Origin of the sequence: Syntrophomonas palmitatica JCM 14374 (assembly GCF_001311885.1) — a bacterium.
Taxonomy (GTDB): domain Bacteria; phylum Bacillota; class Syntrophomonadia; order Syntrophomonadales; family Syntrophomonadaceae; genus Syntrophomonas_A; species Syntrophomonas_A palmitatica.
This window is the reverse complement of the sequence record NZ_BBCE01000015.1, coordinates 18,972-33,979: the sequence shown is the minus strand read 5'-3', so window position 1 is coordinate 33,979 and position 15,008 is coordinate 18,972. Positions and strand designations below refer to the sequence as shown.

9 protein-coding genes and 2 pseudogenes are annotated in these 15,008 nt (G+C 43.8%); 9 read left to right on the top strand and 2 right to left on the bottom strand.

The window, feature by feature from the left end; translation table 11 throughout:
* The first annotated feature begins 4 nt into the window (after nucleotides 1-4).
* The 4 genes from JCM14374_RS09385 to JCM14374_RS09370 all read left to right on the top strand — a co-directional run bounded on the left by JCM14374_RS09385 (nucleotide 5) and on the right by JCM14374_RS09370 (nucleotide 4,052).
* A complete protein-coding gene (locus JCM14374_RS09385; protein WP_054696468.1) occupies nucleotides 5-1,372 on the top strand; it encodes a GGDEF domain-containing protein in 1,368 nt (455 codons plus the stop codon).
* Between the two features lie 248 nt (nucleotides 1,373-1,620).
* Nucleotides 1,621-2,559 (top strand): ABC transporter substrate-binding protein, encoded by a 939-nt coding sequence (locus JCM14374_RS09380; protein ID WP_207641617.1) that lies wholly within the window; start codon nucleotides 1,621-1,623, stop codon nucleotides 2,557-2,559.
* A gap of 7 nt (nucleotides 2,560-2,566) precedes the next feature.
* Nucleotides 2,567-3,307 (top strand): ABC transporter ATP-binding protein, encoded by a 741-nt coding sequence (locus tag JCM14374_RS09375; protein WP_054696462.1) that lies wholly within the window; start codon nucleotides 2,567-2,569, stop codon nucleotides 3,305-3,307.
* A 7-nt stretch (nucleotides 3,308-3,314) separates the two neighbouring features.
* Nucleotides 3,315-4,052 (top strand): ABC transporter permease, encoded by a 738-nt coding sequence (locus JCM14374_RS09370; RefSeq protein WP_054696460.1) that lies wholly within the window; start codon nucleotides 3,315-3,317, stop codon nucleotides 4,050-4,052.
* Nucleotides 4,053-4,209: 157 nt separating this feature from the next.
* Here JCM14374_RS09370 and JCM14374_RS09365 read toward each other — a convergent pair whose 3' ends face one another.
* Nucleotides 4,210-5,037, bottom strand: coding sequence for an EFR1 family ferrodoxin (locus JCM14374_RS09365; protein WP_054696457.1), 828 nt, complete (start codon nucleotides 5,035-5,037; stop codon nucleotides 4,210-4,212).
* Between the two features lie 107 nt (nucleotides 5,038-5,144).
* On the opposite strand from JCM14374_RS09365, the gene JCM14374_RS09360 reads away from it, so the two are divergent.
* Nucleotides 5,145-5,339, top strand: a complete 195-nt coding sequence (locus JCM14374_RS09360; protein ID WP_172674199.1) for a YgaP family membrane protein — start codon at nucleotides 5,145-5,147, stop codon at nucleotides 5,337-5,339.
* Nucleotides 5,340-5,375: 36 nt separating this feature from the next.
* On the opposite strand, the gene JCM14374_RS09355 is transcribed toward JCM14374_RS09360, so the two are convergent.
* Nucleotides 5,376-6,308, bottom strand: coding sequence for an alpha/beta hydrolase (locus JCM14374_RS09355; protein WP_054696453.1), 933 nt, complete (start codon nucleotides 6,306-6,308; stop codon nucleotides 5,376-5,378).
* A 421-nt stretch (nucleotides 6,309-6,729) separates the two neighbouring features.
* Between JCM14374_RS09355 and JCM14374_RS09350 the strand changes: the two genes are divergently transcribed.
* From JCM14374_RS09350 to JCM14374_RS09335, 4 genes and pseudogenes are all read left to right on the top strand, one after another.
* Complete coding sequence (locus JCM14374_RS09350; RefSeq protein ID WP_083454002.1) at nucleotides 6,730-7,308, top strand: ANTAR domain-containing response regulator; 579 nt, start codon at nucleotides 6,730-6,732, stop codon at nucleotides 7,306-7,308.
* A 21-nt stretch (nucleotides 7,309-7,329) separates the two neighbouring features.
* Nucleotides 7,330-8,658, top strand: a complete 1,329-nt coding sequence (gene glnA / locus JCM14374_RS09345) for a type I glutamate--ammonia ligase (RefSeq protein ID WP_054696449.1) — start codon at nucleotides 7,330-7,332, stop codon at nucleotides 8,656-8,658.
* Between the two features lie 251 nt (nucleotides 8,659-8,909).
* Nucleotides 8,910-13,422 (top strand): annotated as a pseudogene (gene gltB / locus JCM14374_RS09340) (glutamate synthase large subunit).
* A gap of 61 nt (nucleotides 13,423-13,483) precedes the next feature.
* A pseudogene (locus JCM14374_RS09335) lies at nucleotides 13,484-14,966 on the top strand (glutamate synthase subunit beta).
* Nucleotides 14,967-15,008 lie beyond the last annotated feature (42 nt).

The window sequence follows — 15,008 nt, the reverse complement described above, 5'->3', positions numbered from 1 at the left end:
TCAAATGGCGAACTCGAAGGAAAATAAAACCATTAAATTGGGATTCAAAGAGCTTATTGATACATATTCCGAGCAGCAGCAAGCCAGGTTGGAAGCTATGGATAAGGCTGCGCGGGAATTGAAAAATACGCAGCTCAAAGCCCTTAATATTATTGCTTATGCGATTGACCATAATTTATCGGCTCTATATTATATCGGGGCTATTCAAAACATTACAGGATATGAAGAATGTGAATTTATAAATAATCATTTAAAATGGAAAGATTTGATTCATCCCGGAGATTTAAAACTCTACAATGATGTCATGTTTAATCTATTCCATGGTCAGGAAGCTCAGATTTGTGAATACCGAATTATTTCGGGGCAAGGGCAGATAAGATGGGTCACAGACATGGCAGTCCCCATTCAGGACAATACAGGTAAACCGCTTAGAATAGAGGGATTGGTTATTGACATTACTTCCAGGAAACAGACGGAAGAAATGCTGCTGGACAGGCAGGCGCAGATGGATAGTATTTTAAGTTCGGTCCAGGATGTGATATGGTCTGTAACCCCGGATACGTTTGATCTGATCTATATTAGTCCCTCAGCAGAAAAAATCTATGGATATCCTCTGGAAAAGATATATGAAGATGCTGCAAATGGTTATGAACTAATGCATGCCGGACATGAAATATTATTGGAGAATTTTAATACCCTTTTGCAGCAGGGCTGGTTCGAAGCTGAATACTCGATTTCCCTTCCTAACGGTGAAACACGCTGGTTGAATCGCAGGGCGCATTTCGCTAAAGATACCCATGGCTTCGTGGCTCGCATTGATGGTACTGACCAGGATATTACCCGCCGCAAGGAAGCTGAAGAAACGCTTCGTTATATCAGTACACATGATGCCTTAACCGGTCTCTTTAATCGTTTTTATTTTGAAAAACATATGCATGCCATTGACAGCGGAAGCCTTAAAGACCTGGGCCTTTTAGTTTGTGATGTCGATGGATTAAAATATATTAACGATAATCTGGGCCATGACGCGGGAGATCAGTTATTAAAGCAATGCGCCGAGGTTCTAACAGGAACTTTTAGTCATAATAACGAGATCGTGTCACGTATTGGCGGAGATGAATTCACAGTTATAATTAAAAATTGTGCTGAAAGAGAACTGAATGCGGCTGTGGAACGGTTGCGTCAGGCGGTCATTGATTACAATCGTGAGAAAGCCCTCTATCCTTTAAGTCTGTCTATCGGTTATGCCTTTAAAGCTTCAGAAGATTCAAGCATGGGTGAAATTTTCCGCCAGGCTGACAATCAGATGTATGCCGAAAAACCTGAAAAGAGACGGGGCATTAAGAAGCTGTACCGTATTTTGAAATTATAACCCCTAACCTGTGCTGGTGCGTAAGTTTAGCGCTATATTCTCATTATTGATTGAATCCAGTCTTGTTTCACGTGAAACATTTTTGACTATATTTCCTGATTGCTCCCCGGACTGCAGCGCTGGGGAGTATTTTGCTGGCGTCATACAGGTTTATTAGGTCTGGTTTTATGCAGAATGATGTATTAAACTTGTTTGCAGATAAAGATGAGGGGCGGGAATGATGCATAATGAAAAAATATGTAATTTGTATGTTAGTTCTGTTATGCAGTCTGACCATGGCGGGCTGCAGCAAAAACCAGGAGAAAAGTACACCGGAGCCGAAAAAGACCGTGGTTCAGAAGACTATTACAATTGGCGTCATGCCAGATGTTGAGTCAATACCCTTTATAATTGCCGAAAAAAACGGTTACTTTGATAAAGAAGGGGTTAAGGTTAAACTGGTGCCCTTTAAAAGCGCCAAGGACAGGGATTCAGCCCTGCAAAGCGGAGAACTGGACGGAGTAATTTCCGATGTTCTGGCCGTGGCCTTTGCTAATGACGGAGGATTTAAAATAAAAATCACCTCAAAAAATGAAGGTAATCTAGAATTGATGGCCGGTAAAAATTCAGGCATAAATTCAATTTATAGTCTTAAAGGCAAAAACGTAGGCATGTCAACAAATACAATCATGGAATATACAGCAGATAAAATGCTGGAAGCAGTTAAGATTGAACCGGCACAAGTAAATAAAATTGCCATCCCGCCGCTGCCTACCCGTTATGAAATGCTGCAGGGAGGCAAGATTGATGCAGCCATTCTACCTGAACCCCTGGCAGGTTTGGCTGTAAAAAATGGAGCCACAGTTTTAAGCAGCACCGATCAGATGGGCAATAAAGCTGGAGCTATTGCCTTTACCGTCAAAAGCCTGCAGGAAAAACGAGCTGAAATCAAGGCTATTTACCGTGCCTATAACGATGCCGTTGATTATTTGTATAAGGAATCTCCTGATAAATACATCGATTTTTTGATAGAGAAACAAGGTTTCCCGATGGAAGTAAGAGATTCAATAAAACTTCCCCAGTATAGCCATGCGGAACTGCCCGAGAAAGAAATCGTTGACGATGTGGTAAAGTGGTTAACGGCCAAGCATCTCATTAAAGGCAGTTATACTTATGAAGATCTGGTAGACGGCAGTGTATTGAGGTAACATCCTGGTGATTGAAATCAAAGACCTAAGTGTAAAATACCAGGGAAAGAACGCTCTGACCCTGGCACTGGACAAAATAAACATAAAAATAAACTCCGGAGAAATATATACTTTTATCGGCCCGTCCGGATGTGGCAAGTCAACATTTTTATATGTGTTAGCCGGGATATTAAAACATTATAAGGGGACTGTCACTATAGACGGACAGCCCATAGATCCGAAAGAACAGCGCATTGGGCTGATACTGCAAAACTACGGACTTTTGCCCTGGAAGACCGTTTGCCAAAACAGTATGCTGGGCACAAAAATTAAAGATAATCAACAAAAGCCGGATGAATACAGCCAGTATATTCTGACTCAGCTGGGCATTGATAAACTTTTAGACCGGTATCCTAAAGAACTGAGCGGGGGACAGCAGCAGCGTGTGGCTATAGCCAGGGCCTTCATCTTAAAACCTGATCTGTTGCTAATGGACGAACCATTTTCTGCTCTGGACGCGATTACCCGTGAAGAAATACAGGAACTCTTTTTGCAGATCTGGAAACAACATACTGTAACCACGATTTTCATTACCCACAGTGTTGATGAGGCTCTTTATTTGGGCAGCAAAATCGCAGTCTTTACACCTTCGCCGGGAAGAATACTGCAGGTACTGGACAATCCATGTTTCCAAATGGAGAACTTGAGAACCAGAGATGAATACCATGATATGTCAGTAAGACTACGGAATATACTTCATAAAGGATGAGCAGTTCATGTCAAAAGAAAAATGGCTGGGATCTGTATATGGCTTTATAGTCGTAATCGTATTATGGTATTTGGCAGCAGTGATAACTAAACTTCCCATTATCCCTTCGCCAATTGCCGTTTTTGCAAATATTGCCGTGATATTTGCATCCAAAATGGAAATCCACTTACTTTTCAGCTTGGGCCGGATTGTGGAGGGCATAGCCATTTCAATCATAATCGGAGTTCCCTTGGGCTTTTTGATGGGCTATTTTGAACGAGTGGACAAAGTTCTGTCACCTCTGGTTTATTTCACCTATCCAGTTCCCAAAATCGCTCTGCTGCCGGTCGTCATGCTCTTGTTCGGCCTGGGCGAATCTTCAAAACTTATTATGATTGTACTAATCATAATTTTTCAGATCATTATTACCGCGCGGGATGCCGTAAAGGATATTCCGCAGGAAACCTTCCGTTCCCTGCAATCGCTGGGGGCCAGCCGCTGGCAGACCTTCAGTGAAATAGTTCTGCCTGCCTCAATTGCAGAAATATTAACCTCAACCCGTTTGGCTTTGGGGACAGCCGTTTCTATACTATTTTTCACTGAAACCTTCGGTACTGAATACGGCATGGGTTACTTCATAATGGATTCATGGATGCGGGTCAATTACCTGGATATGTACGCCGGAATCGTTGTTCTCAGCTTAATGGGTTTCGTTTTATTCGTTGCCATAGATTTAGCTGAAAACTACATCTGCGCCTGGAGATAGCGCCTGTGAAAGGATTTATGCACTGCTGATGTATTTTTATTATCATTATAATACTGCGAGGCCCAAATTCCTCGCATAAAAATCTGTTAAACATTATAAACTTAAGCAGCTTTAGGGCTGCTTTTTATTAACGTTCAGTTAGGATACATAATATATATTATTTATTAAGAAGGTCTTTCATCTTTACTTCAGGATGATGATATCTCTCATATGCCGGGGTTTTCTTGCCATACTGCAAAGCCTCCTGGGGGCACCACTGCAAACAGGTAAAACATTGTTCACAACGATTTTGCCAAACCAACTTTTCATTATCAAACTTAATATTATGCGCCGGGCATAACTTAACACATAAGCCGCATTGATTACAGCGGTCATCAACCCAGAAATTATCATCCATTTTATGTACGATAGGAAACGTAATTTTATATAAAAAAGTAAAAATTATTCTCTGCCATAGTGGTCCTTTTTCCACCGGCATTTTTGATCGTTCATGGATTTTTTGTGCAATTGAAGTCAACTTTATGCGAGCCTTTTGAAAACGCTCGTTTTGTTCATGCAAGGGACCCGGGCCTCCCCAGGGTATATAATTTGAAGGCAGAATTACCGACCAGGCACTCGATAAGGTTAAGCCTTTTGAGTTCATAACATTTTTCAGCTGAACCAGGGTATTGGATACCTGTCCGGCATTAGTGGCTACAGCAAATATATAATCTGGAGACATCGCTGGTAATTCATCCAGGAATTCTAAAACCCGTTGAGGTACTCCCCACATATGCACGGGGAATACTAATCCGATTGCCTTAGAAACAATGGGCCGGCGATTCTCATTCCAACTTGTCATCGAAATTATTTCTGTATCACCTAGTTCCTGCGCCAGACAGCGTGCCGTCCATAAAGAATTTCCAGTCCCGGTCAGATAGAAAATAGTTGCCTTCACTTCTTGAGATCTGTCCTGGCCGTTATCAATAAGGATAGTTTCTTTCATTAGCATACGCCTCCAAATCATTTCCATTATTTATTAACATTGTACAGGACAAATAAAAATTTATGAAATTATTATCAACTGCACACAATAGTTCAGAGGTGATTAATGTGAAATGCAATGTCGGCAAAACAGAACAGGTAATTAGGATTATACTGGGCATAGCAATAATTTTGCTGGGTTTATATTTTAAAAGCTGGTGGGGATTAATCGGGCTTTTGCCAATAACCACCGGACTGATTCGCTACTGTCCTCTCAGTGCCATATTGGGCGTCTCAACCTGCGAGATAGATAACGAAGAGTAATACTTTTCTATGTGATCTATGTCAACTAACTTAATATCACACCTTGGACAGGAACTGCTCCAGGGTCTTCAGGTATAAATCTGGATGGTCATGATAACTGTCACAATGGTCTGAACCCGGCACTTTTAGCAGTTGGGCCTTGGGGTAGGCCTCTTTTAGTGCTTCACTATTGCTTATAGGTATCTTGCTGTCAGCGGTGCCATGTATCAACAGAACCGGGCGTCCTTTGAAGTTTTTTATTTCATTAATGGGACTGACTTGATCAGGATCTAGTCCGGTGAAAAGCGGAACAATAATAAAAAAGGCCTGGTTGAATGGAAACGATGGCAAATCAGTCCAAATACTAAGGTTGTCATTGAGGTAGCTTTGCATATCAGCGAAAGGCGCGTCAGCAATAACCGCATCCACTTCCGTATCACGAGCCCCTGCCAGCAGGGAAGTGGACGCTCCCATGGAAAAACCTAATAAAACGATATCCCGGCTAATTTGGGGCCGGGTTTTCACGTAGTCTATTGCACCCAATAAGTCACGCACTTCATATTGACCGACAGTGGTAAGATGTCCTCCCGATTCACCGGAATTCCTGAAATCAAACAGCAGCACATTATAGCCTCTTTGCACCATATCACGGGCCAGATCCAGCATGGGAACGGAATCGTCAGCCCGGTTGCGGCGGTATCCGTGAGCGAATATGATGGTTTTATTACTGTTTGTTGCTGGGATAAGCCAGCCTTTGAGCTGAATCGCATCATCTCTGCTGTTAAACTCCACATTTTCATAATCAAGGCCAACACTTTGCGGGTTCGCACAAAGAGCCAGCCTATCTGGATGAGTGAGGTTCCAGCCGGTATAAGCGGCTGTGCTGAAAACACCTGCTCCGGCCAATAAAACAATAACTACAGGAATAATTATATAGGTGCGTTTTCTTTTTTGTCTGGTATATCTTTCAATTATGATTTTCTGCTCCATAATAACCTCCAAACATATATCTATTCAACCACATCAACGCAACCACAAATATATATAAAAATAGTTGTACAGGAAGGAGATAAGGTTCAAACCTTTTAAGTTTTTTCTTACCCTACAGTTCAACCGTTGTGATTTCTTTATTAATATTAACATTTTATTACACCAGGCGCTGCCTGTATATTGGCAAAATTCTGTGTATTAGAACAGGTTAAGGGATATCGATTTTCGTTTATGTTATAAATAATAGTCATGCAAATATAATGCATTATGCCTAAAGAAACAGGTATACAGTATAAATCACTCAGAAGCATTGCAGATTTCTTAAAGTATTAATATAATAGCCGTGTAACATAATAAAAAGCAGGGCGATGGTGTCCATGGTTAGCTGTAACTGCCAGCTACACTGTGGGCACCTATTGTTTTGAAGGCAGGTGATACGGATGTGAGCGAATTAACCATACTAATCGCTGATAGCAATGACAACAGCCGAAGGAGGCTTAAGGAATTGCTCAAACATTCCGGCTATTTGGTTGAAGCTGAAGCCGCCAACGGTGCGGACCTCCTGCGAAAAGCACGCACCATATACCCTGATCTAATAATTATCGATTCAAGTCTGAAAGGGGGAAGCGTTCCAGAAATAGCGGGAATTATAGAAGCAGACGAAATAAGCAGTGTATTATTGCTGGTACAAGAACCAAGATACAGGTTTCCCGACAGCATTGCTCAGATTCAAAAACCTTATTCCGATGAGACTTTGCTGACAGTTATTGAAGTCCTGTTTCTATATAAAAACCGGCTTTCCGATGCCAAACAGGAAATTCATATTTTAAAAGACCGTCTCCAGGCTCGTAAAGATATTGAAAAGGCCAAAGGGATTTTAATGAAACAGTTTGGTATCGATGAGGCTGAAGCCTATCGGATGATGCAAACAGAAAGCATGAAACGGAGCATACCAATGAAGGAAATTGCTCAGACAATCCTGGCTGCTGACAAACACTAATAAAATGGAGGAGAGATTAAAATGAATGACAAGAAACTGGAAATTATTAAAAAAGTTAAAGAAAACGATGTCAGATTTATTAGGCTGCAATTTACTGATATCACCGGCATCATGAAAAACCTGGCCGTACCCATAAGCCAATTGGAAAAAGCTCTAAATGGAGAGATCATGTTTGATGGTTCTTCCATTAACGGTTTCGCTGATATATCGGAATCAGATATGTATATGGTTCCCGACCTGGACACCTTCGTTATTTTCCCCTGGAGATCGGCTAACGGCAAAGTAGCCCGTCTGATTTGTGACATTTATCTGCCGGACGGCACCCCGTTTCTTGGATGCCCGCGCAACAATCTGAAACGGGTATTAAAAGAAGCGCATGACCTTGGTTATAACATGAATGTAGGACCAGAAGCTGAATTTTTCCTGTTTCTTTCCGATGAAAAAGGCCATGCTACTACACAGACCCAGGATGAAGCGGGTTATTTCGATTTAGCGCCCATAGATCTTGGGGAAAATGCCCGCCGGGATATGGATTCCACCTTGGAAGAAATGGGATATGAAATAGAGGCCTCTCATCATGAGGTAGCTCCCGGACAGCATGAAATTGATTTTAAGTACGGCAATGCCCTGCATGTGGCAGATGCTATCATGACCTTTAAGCTGGTAGTGCGTTCTATCGCGCAGCGTCATGGCCTGCACGCATCTTTCATGCCCAAACCTATATTCGGTATCAACGGTTCCGGTATGCATACCCACCAATCATTGTTTAAGGATGGTCAGAACGCATTTTATGATCCCAATGGTCCAGATCAGCTGAGTGATACAGCCCGGTATTACATGGGCGGCATCCTCAAACATGCCCGGGCTTTTACGGCGATAACCAACCCGACTGTGAATTCGTATAAAAGGCTGGTACCGGGTTTTGAAGCTCCGGTTAATATTGCCTGGTCCGGAGCCAACCGCAGCTGCCTGGTCAGAGTTCCGGCCAAACGCGGTTTAAGCACCCGCATAGAAGTAAGAAACCCCGATCCTTCCTGTAATCCCTATCTGGCCATGGCAGTAATGCTGATGGCTGGCCTGGACGGTATTAAGAATAAAATTGAGCCCCCGGCAGCCGTTGACCGTAATATTTACAAAATGGAGGAGGAGGAAAGAGCCGCTCTGGGCATAGGCAGTCTTCCCGGAAACCTGCTGGAAGCACTCCATGAGTTGGATGAAAGTGAAATTATTAAATCAGCCCTGGGATCGCATATATATGAAAATTTCCGGGTTGGCAGACTTGAGGAATGGAACGACTATAACATGCAAGTAACCGCATGGGAAGTAACCAAATATTTAACCAAGTTTTAAGTGACGCTGGTGTCTGCCCCCAGGTCTTAATCTTAGGTCGCCTTGTTTAAATCACACCCTGCGAGCTATCTTATATTACATTGCGAGCGCAGCGAAGCAATTTATCCGTCGCCAAGTCATTTTTATATTGCTTCGCTAACGCTCTGAATGACAGGGCAGAAGCGATGCCCAATAACAATCCAGTTGTATCGCATAATTGGTCAGCTGCGTAAGTTGAGTTAGTTATTAATCTACCGATGAGGGTGATTATGATGAATATCGATGGGCTGCCGCCAAAACAAGGTTTGTATGATCCATTATTTGAGCATGATGCATGTGGTATGGGATTTGTAGCCCATATTAAAGGTTGTAAGTCTCATCAAATTATTGAGGACGCTTTAACCGTATTAGAAAACCTCAGCCATCGAGGCGCCAGTGGCGCTGATGAAAATACCGGCGATGGAGCAGGCATAATGCTCCAGATACCGCACGACTTCTTTAAGAGGGAATGCGGCGTGCTAGGGTTTGATTTGCCTGAACAAGGTCAATATGGAGTAGGCATGCTTTTCGCCCATCGTTATGATGATTTTCGTCATACCCAAATGCAGACATTTGAGCAGATTGTAAATGAGGAAGGTCAAACGATTTTGGGATGGAGAGAAGTCCCTATTGACAAGACCGCTATTGGTGAAAACGCCAAATCAGTAATGCCTCGTTTTATTCAGGTTTTTATTGCCAGGGATAAAGCGATTTGTGATCCTTTAGATTTTGAAAGAAAGCTCTATATCATTCGCAAAAGAGCAGAAAAAATTATAATTCCCCTGTGTGAGGTTAAGGGCGGCACCTTTTATATTGCCAGTCTTTCATCGAAAACAATCGTATATAAAGGAATGCTTACGGCCGAGCAGCTGCGTAACTTTTACCTTGATCTGTCTGATCTTGATTTCGCGTCATCTCTGGCCATGGTGCATTCCCGATTCAGTACCAATACCTTCCCCAGCTGGGAGAGAGCCCATCCCAACCGCTATATTGTCCATAACGGCGAAATCAATACCATTCGCGGCAATGTAAACTGGATGAAAGCCCGGCAAAAGGTGATTGATTCCCCGCTTTTTGAGGACATTACAAAGGTATATCCGATAATCGATGATTCAGGCAGCGATTCAGCCATGTTTGATAACTGCCTGGAATTCCTGCACCTTACCGGCCGTTCGCTGGCTCATGCCATAATGATGATGATCCCTGAACCATGGGAAAAAAATCATCATATATCAGCCGATCGATATGAGTTTTTCAAATTCAACAACTTTATTATGGAACCCTGGGACGGTCCCTCTGCTATCGCATTTTGTGACGGAACCGTTATCGGTGGCATCCTTGACAGAAACGGATTGAGCCGGCCCGCTATTACGTAACCAAAGACGACCGTGTTATTCTTGCCTCAGAGGTCGGGGTGATTGACATCAAACCAGAAAACGTAAAATATAAAGGTCGTCTGGAACCTGGAAAAATGCTCCTTATTGATACGGAAGCACAAAGAATTGTCACTGACGATGAAATAAAAGAAAGCACTGCCAGATTGCATCCCTATAAGGAATGGAACCAGCAGCATATTGTAAATTTGGCTGAAATTGAGGCCGGTGCTCCGGCGGAAATAATAAATAATGACACTTTGCTGGCGCAGCAGAAAGCTTTCGGTTATACGTTTGAAGATATTTATCTTACTATTCAACCCATGGCGGCACAAGGTTCTGATCCGGTAGGCGCGATGGGGATGGATTCCCCCTTGGCAGTGTTATCTGAGCAGCCGCAGATGCTATATTTATATTTTAAGCAGCTTTTTGCTCAAGTTACCAATCCTCCTATTGATGGCATAAGGGAAGAAATTGTAACATCAAGCAGTCTGCCATTAGGCAGTACCGGTAATCTGCTGAATCCTCACCGGAATGATTCAGCCTGCATCTTACTTGAACACCCTATTTTAACTAACGAACAATTACAAAGTCTAAAAAATTTAAGCTGTGACCGTTTTAAGTCTGCAACTATTTCTATTCTTTATAAAGTCTGCGATGACGCTGCCGGCATGAATAAATCATTAGAGCGCATTTTTCGCGAAGCGGATCAGGCTATAAATGAAGGAATTAATATCATTATCCTTTCCGACCGGGGAGTAAATGAAGTATGGGCTCCTATCCCGGCGCTGCTGGCTTCATCTGCGCTGCACCATCATTTAATCAGAAGAGAGATCAGAACCAATGTAGGTATCGTTTTAGAATCAGGAGAGCCACGTGAAGTCCATCATTTTTGCACCCTTATTGGATATGGCGTTACCGCTGTTAATCCTTACCTGGTCTTTGAAACCGTCCGCCAACTGTGTGAACAGGAAAGATTATCAGGACTAACCTTTGAGGAAGCCCGGCAGAATTTTATCAAAGCATCTGTTAAAGGAATGCTGAAAGTTATAAACAAAATGGGCATCTCCACCATGCGAAGCTACCACGGCGCCCAGGTATTTGAAGCTGTGGGGTTAAATAAAGACCTGGTTGACAAATATTTTAGCATGACGCCCTCAAGGCTGGATGGTATAGGTATAGAAGAAATTGCTCTGGAAAGCAGGATGCGCCATGACAGCGCTTACAATGACAAAAATCCCTGCCGTGGTACACTTGAAGTGGGCGGATATTTTCAATGCAAGGAAAACGGAGAATTACATCTTTACAACCCGGAAACTATTTACCTTCTGCAGCGAGCCTGCCGTGAAAACAGCTATCAGCTTTTTAAGGAATTCACCCGGAAAATAAACAAGGAACAAGTATATACCTTAAGAAGCCTGCTGGATTTTAATATTAATCCCGGTGATACCATTCCCATTGAAGAAGTTGAACCTGTAGAATCGATTGTCAGGCGGTTTAAGACTGGGGCCATGTCTTATGGTTCAATCAGTAAAGAGGCCCATGAATGTCTGGCTATTGCCATGAACCGTCTGGGCGGCAAGAGCAACAGCGGCGAAGGCGGAGAAGACCCGGCCCGCTATGAACCGGAGAAAAACGGCGACATAAAAAACAGCGCTATTAAGCAAGTTGCATCTGGACGGTTCGGGGTTACCAGCAATTATTTGGTACATGCCTCAGAAATTCAAATTAAAATGGCGCAAGGCGCTAAGCCCGGTGAAGGAGGCCAGCTTCCGGGAGGAAAAGTATTTCCGGCCATAGCTCAGGTAAGGCATTCTACTCCCGGGGTAGACCTTATTTCTCCGCCGCCTCATCATGATATATATTCGATTGAAGATTTGGGAGAACTTATTCACGATTTAAAAAATGCAAATTCGAACGCTAATATAAGTGTTAAGCTGGTTTCAGAAGTCGGTGTCGGTACAATTGCCGCCGGGGTGGCCAAAGGCAAAGCCGATGTCATATTAATTAGCGGCTATGACGGAGGAACCGGCGCCGCACCTCGCACCAGCATTCGAAATGCCGGACTGCCCTGGGAACTCGGTCTGGCTGAAACCCACCAGACCCTGGTTCTTAATCGGCTTAGAGACAGGGTGACTCTGGAAACCGACGGCAAGCTCATGTCGGGACGTGATGTTGTCATAGCCGCCTGCTGGGAGCTGAGGAGTATGGTTTTGCCACTACTCCCTTGATTGCTCTTGGCTGCGTAATGATGCGGGTATGCCATCTCAATACCTGTCCGGCAGGAATTGCCACCCAGGATGAGAATTTACGCCGGAATTTTATAGGTCAACCGGAGCATGTCGAAAACTATATGCGCTTTGTTGCCCAGGAAATGCGGGAAATCATGGCCCGGCTGGGTTTCAGAACTGTACAGGAGATGGTAGGCCGTACGGATAAACTAAAAAATAGAGATGCAATAAAGCATTGGAAAGCATCGCATCTTGACCTTTCACCCATATTATATCAGCCTTATGCCGGGTCACATGTCGGCCGCAGCAAAACGCGCCCCCAAAATCATATGCTGGAAAAATCACTGGATGCCCGTAAACTACTCAGAATGTGCCAGCCTGCCCTGGAACATCAGAAACCTATTCGGGCGAAATTGAAAATCACAAATGTTGACCGGGTAGTAGGCACTATGACAGGCAGTGAAATTACCAGAAGATATGGTGAAAACGGACTTCCTGAGGATACTATTAAGCTAATTTTTGTGGGTTCGGCAGGACAAAGTTTTGGCGCCTTTACACCTCATGGGATGACTCTGGAATTAGAAGGAGACGCTAATGACTATATCGGCAAAGGCTTGTCAGGCAGCAAGATAATTGTGTATCCTCCCCGGGGAACGGATCTCGATCCCCAGAATAATATTCTCATTGGCAATGTTGCATTCTATGGGGCCACATCCGGAGAAGCATACATTAATGGCATAGCCGGGGAAAGATTCTGCGTCAGAAACAGCGGCATCAGGGCAGTGGTTGAGGGAGTAGGCGATCATGGCTGTGAATATATGACTGGAGGCAAAGTCGTCATTCTGGGTAAAACTGGACGAAACTTTGCAGCCGGTATGTCAGGCGGAATTGCCTATATTCTCGATTTTGATGAAACCTGCTGCAATAAATCCATGGTGATCCTTGATAAATTGACATCTTCTCAGGAAATAGAGGAAGTGTTGGATTTGATCTCCAGACACGTTGACTATACTGGAAGTCCTCAGGGACTCAAGGTATTAAACGAATGGAATAGGTATCTGCCCAGATTTACAAAAGTAATACCAACCGTATACAAACGTATTCTGGAGGATACAACCTGGAATATAGGCAACAGCCATTAATCTATTTACTATTCCAATGGATAAAAAACCGGAGAGAAAGAGACTGAGGTGGGGGAGTAATATGGGAAAAGCTACTGGATTTATGGATTACCCCAGAATCGATCCGGACCAACGTCCCGCCCAAGAGCGAATTATGGACTGGAATGAAATAAAAACACACCAGGATTTAGCGGTGGTCAGCACTCAAGCGGCCAGGTGCATGAATTGCGGGGTGCCTTTTTGCCACAGCGGGGTAATATTAAATGGTATGACATCAGGATGTCCCCTGCATAATCTCATCCCGGAATGGAATGATCTGGTGTACCAGGGCCAATGGGAAGAAGCCTACCAAAGACTGGTGCGAACTAATCCCTTCCCGGAATTCACAGCGCGTGTATGTCCCGCTCCCTGCGAAGGAGCTTGTACTGCAGGATATAAATGGGACCCGGTCACAATTAAAAACATTGAATTTGAGATTATCGAGAAAGCTTTTGCTGAGGGTTGGGTAAAAACAAGCAAAGCTGCCCCGACAGGTTATAGGGTTGCGGTAGTAGGATCAGGTCCGGCCGGTTTGTCTGCGGCTTATTACCTCAATGCGGTCGGTCATGATGTAACCGTTTATGAAAGGGATGACCGGCCAGGCGGATTAATGATGTACGGAATTCCCAACATGAAACTGGATAAAATCATTATCGACAGGCGTATAGGTTACATGCGGGAATCAGGGATTAAGTTTATTCTCAGCACTGATATTGGCAAAGACCTGCCCGCCCAAGAACTGGTGGCTAAATATGATGCGTGGTTCTCTGCGCCGGAGCACGAAAGGCCAGGCAGCTGAATGTGGAAGGAAGCGAACTTAAGGGAGTGCATTTGGCTCTGGACTATCTTATAGGAAGCACACGGAGTCTGCTGAATGCTGATGATTCAGACAATCATTATATCAACGCGGCAGATAAAAAATGTTATAATCATTGGCGGCGGTGATACTGGAACCGATTGTGTGGCTGCAGCTATCCGCCAAAACTGCAGGAGTGTTCATCAGTTTGAAATCATGCCTGAACCGCCGGACCGACGCATTAAATCATCCAATCCCTGGCCGGAGTGGCCCAAAAGGCAAAAAATTGACTATGGCCAGGCTGAAGCCATCAGCGTCAGTGGCAGCGACCCGCGGCATTATCTGATCTCAACGCAAAAAATCTCTGGTAATAGCCAGGGAGAGGTGCAAGCGGTGCATACGGTTGATATAACTGGTTTAAAAATACTAATGGTATTTTGGAGCCTGTTAAGGTACCCGGCAGTGAAAAGGTCTGGCCCGCAGAACTGGTACTTATAGCTTTAGGTTTTATCGGACCGGAAGACACTCTCCCGGATGAATTGAATCTGAGACGGGATGGAAAAACCAACGTACTGGCCGAATTTGGCAAATTTGAGACCAGCACCGAAAAAGTATTTGTGGCCGGTGACATGCGCATGGGGCAAAGCCTGGTCGTTTGGGCGATTCAGGAAGGCAAACTTGCGCCCGCGCGGTGGATAAATACTTAACCGGTTGCAGTTTTATTAAATAAATCAATCAAGATTATTATTTATGGAAGAATAATAGCTGTTCG